Genomic DNA, 3380 nt, shown 5'->3' on the forward strand with positions numbered 1-3380 from the left:
GCGGTCGGTATGTCCCATGACGAGATCGCGATCGAGTTCGCCCGCCGCTACAACTACCGTCCCCGCGCCGCCCACCGCGTCGCACACGGCTGGACCCAGATGCAGGCCGCAGGCCGCATCAACGCCCACGCCGCCCGGACCGGCCTCGACCCTCACGGCTCCGCGCCCATGACCGCCCCCCGGCTATCCGAGCTGGAGAACTGGCCGCTGCCGAACAACCGCCGCCGGCCCACCCCCCAGCTCCTCAATGTGCTCGCCGAGGTCTACGGCACCAGCATCCACAACCTCATCGACCTCGACGACCGCGCAAACCTCCCACCCGCCGACGTCCTCCTCATCAGCCGCATCGACCGTGTCGAGCCTGACGATGGCCGCAATCTGCCCGCACCTCGGGCTGTGCCTCCCAATCCGGGGCTTCTCCAGTCGGGCTCCGTGGCTGCTCGCGCGGAAATTTCGGCGGATCTCGGGATGCCATTGCCGATCTCACAGGGATGGCCGGTAACGATCGAGACGCTCTGGCCGGCCGCCGCCGTCGAGCCGCTCCCAGCGCCCAGAACGGTAGAGCAGATTCTCCGCGGCGCATCTGAGGAATCCGCGAACGCCCTCCACACCATCGACGTGACTCCTATCGGCTCGCTCGCATTGGAACAAATCAACGCCGATATAAGGCGGATCGTCACTCTCTACTCGCAGAGACCCGCGCTGCCTACTTTTCTTGAGGTCCGTGCGCTGCGCGCCAGGGTCTTTCCGCTGTTGACGGTGAGACATCGGCCGGACCGGTCACGCGATCTGTGCTACCTGGCGGGGCTTCTGAGCGGCATCCTCGCCAACGCCGCCTTCGATCTGGGTTCGCTTGATTCCGCGCAGACGCATGCCCGTGTTGCCTTCGCCTGTGCGGACCAGGCGGGTCACAACGGCCTGCGGGCCTGGGTTCGAGGCACCCAGAGCATGCTCGGCTACTGGGACGACCGGCCGGCTGACGCTGTGGAACTGGCCCAGGACGGTTGGCGTTACCTGCCGGAGCGGGGAACTTCCAGGGTCCGTCTCGCGTCACTGGAAGCGCGGGCGCTGGCCCGGATGGGCGACGGCCACGAGGCACGTGCAGCCCTCGGCCGCGCGGCGGAGGCCAGGGAACGCGTCGCGCTCGACGATGATCCTGGTGGCATGCTGGCCTTCCCGCTAGCCAAGCAGCTGTACTCCGCAAGTTCCGCAACTCTGTGGCTAACCCCAACGCGCACCAGCCTCCAAGCAGCCGAACGGGACGCGGCCACCGCTGTCGCCCTCCTTGCGGCGCTGCCAGAGGGGCAACGGCGCGTCGGCGAGGAGTCCCTGGCCCGCACGGACGTTGCCCTCGCCCGCATCCTGCGCGGTGATCTAGACGGTGCGGTGTCCGAGATCCGCATCGTGATCGAGATGTCGTCGGTCCGGCGTGTCGAGAGTGCGATGCGACGCCTCACCCAGGTCCTGACCATTCTCGACCGGCCGGCCTACCGAGGGCAGGCACTCGCCGCCGAGCTGCGCGACCAGATCAGATCACACCTGGCCGTGCGGTCTCGGCCGACGGCGGCAGATCCCGCCGCCACTGGCGAGGAAGGAAACCAGGTCCCGTGACGCCCCGTCGGATTGGGCTGCTACACCCGGGAAGCATGGGGGCACGGATCGGCGAGATCTTGCGGGCTGGAGGGCACGAGGTGCTGTACTGCCCCGCTGGACGAAGCCCGCGGACGCTGCGACGGGCCCAGGATGCCGGCCTCCGGCCGGTCGACCGCCTGGAAGAACTTTGTGAAGGCACCCAGATCCTGCTGTCGTTGTGTCCGCCGGAGGCCGCGCTCGACGTGGCGCAGGCGGTGGCCGCGGCGGGGTTCACGGGCCTGTACGTGGACGCCAATGCCGTCAACCCGGAACGTATGCGCGTCATCGACGGGCTCGTGACCAAGGCGGGTGGCACCATCGTTGATGGCTGCCTCATCGGCCCGGTCCCGAAGCGGCAGGAAACCACGCGCCTGTACCTGGCCGGGGCTGCTCGCCTCACCGGCGAGATCGCGACGCTGTTCTCCGGATCGGCCGTGCAGGTTGTCGTCCTCGATGGCCAGGTGGGTGCGGCGTCTGCCCTGAAGATCGCCCACTCGTCGTTTGCGAAGACGTCGCGGGTTCTCGCCGCGCTCGCGCACGCACTGGCTGCCGAGTACGGCGTCCAGCAGGCGCTCACCGACGAGGCCCGGAGACGGAGCCGACCGGCGCTCGCCGAACCTGATTTCTTCGCCACTGTCGCGGCCCGCGCCTGGCGGTGGGGACCCGAACTCGCCCAGGCGGCCGAGAGCTATCGGACCGTCGGACTACCCGACACGATGCTTCGCGGTGCGGAAGAACTCCTCCGGACGTGGTTCGAGCACAAGGACCTTGAGCATGCGCAGGTCGACCTGCTCCTCCGCGAGCTGCGCTCTGGCCAGGACGGCAGGTAAGCAACCGCCCCCGTTCCGGGAGGCAGAAGCAGGGTGACGGGCGGTGCTGCCCTGCGCGTGGCCCCACACAGATGAAAGATCAAGGTCGGGTGTTGGTGGGATCGGCCGAACGGATCAACGGGTTCGAGCCGAACACAACCGGCCCGCCAGCACTGTTGTCGCAGGTCAGTGGCGCTGCGCCGGCCCGAATCAGATGTTCGCACCGCAGGGAATGACTCGCGTGCGGCCGGTTGGGACGCTGGAGGCGTTCAGCGTCGGCGCGACAGCGCGCCGTCACGAAGGCGGCGGTCGGCTGGCCCTGTCGCCGTACGCGCCTACGTCGAGAAGGACCTGATGATCGCATATTCCCCACCCGTGCCTGCCGTCGATCCCACGGCGCGGTCCGCCGGTGACGAGGGGCCTTCCCGCGCTGAGGAACCTGTGGTCTTCACCGACGGGCATCACTTCCACCTCGCGGCGTCGGCGGACCTGGAGGCGGTCGCCGCGGTGGCGGCCGGTCCGCTGTCGGTGATCCTTCAGGTCACCAAGCGGTGCAACTTCGACTGCTCGTTCTGCTCCGAGACGTTGCAGGAACCGGACCCCACCCTGGCCGCGCTGGAGCGGATGCGGGACAACTTGGCCGGGGTGCCCCGGGTGTTCCTGTCCGGCGGTGAGCCGCTGCTGCGCCGGGACTTCATCGACATCGTCGACATGTTCGCCGGGACGGTCATCGGCGTGCCGACCAACGCGACCCGCGGCCTCCAGCACGCCGGTGACCTGGCCGGCAGGGTCGCGTTCGTCAACGTCGGGCTGGAGGGCCCCAGAGCGACAACGAACCGGGTCCGTGGCGACTACGACACGGTGATGGAAGGGGTGCGGGCGTTCCAGGACGCCGGTCTGCCGCTGTCGCTGTCGGCGGTGGTCTACCGCTCGACGCTG

Annotated in this window: 3 protein-coding genes; all 3 read left to right on the forward strand. The window is 68.9% G+C overall.

All coding sequences use genetic code 11. The annotated features are described in order from the left end of the window. Nucleotides 1-1611, forward strand: a 1611-nt coding sequence (locus U9980_RS25530; RefSeq protein WP_322770260.1) for a hypothetical protein, incomplete at its 5' end; no start/stop codon positions are given. Next, nucleotides 1608-2462, forward strand: a complete 855-nt coding sequence (locus U9980_RS25535) for an NAD(P)-dependent oxidoreductase (protein WP_322770261.1) — start codon at nucleotides 1608-1610, stop codon at nucleotides 2460-2462. The genes U9980_RS25530 and U9980_RS25535, both read left to right, overlap by 4 nt. A gap of 333 nt (nucleotides 2463-2795) precedes the next feature. Further along, a partial coding sequence (locus tag U9980_RS25540; protein WP_322770262.1) for a radical SAM protein occupies nucleotides 2796-3380 on the forward strand: 585 nt, incomplete at its 3' end.

Source organism: Protofrankia sp. Cr1 (assembly GCF_963555865.1).
Classification (GTDB): Bacteria; Actinomycetota; Actinomycetes; order Frankiales; family Frankiaceae; genus Protofrankia.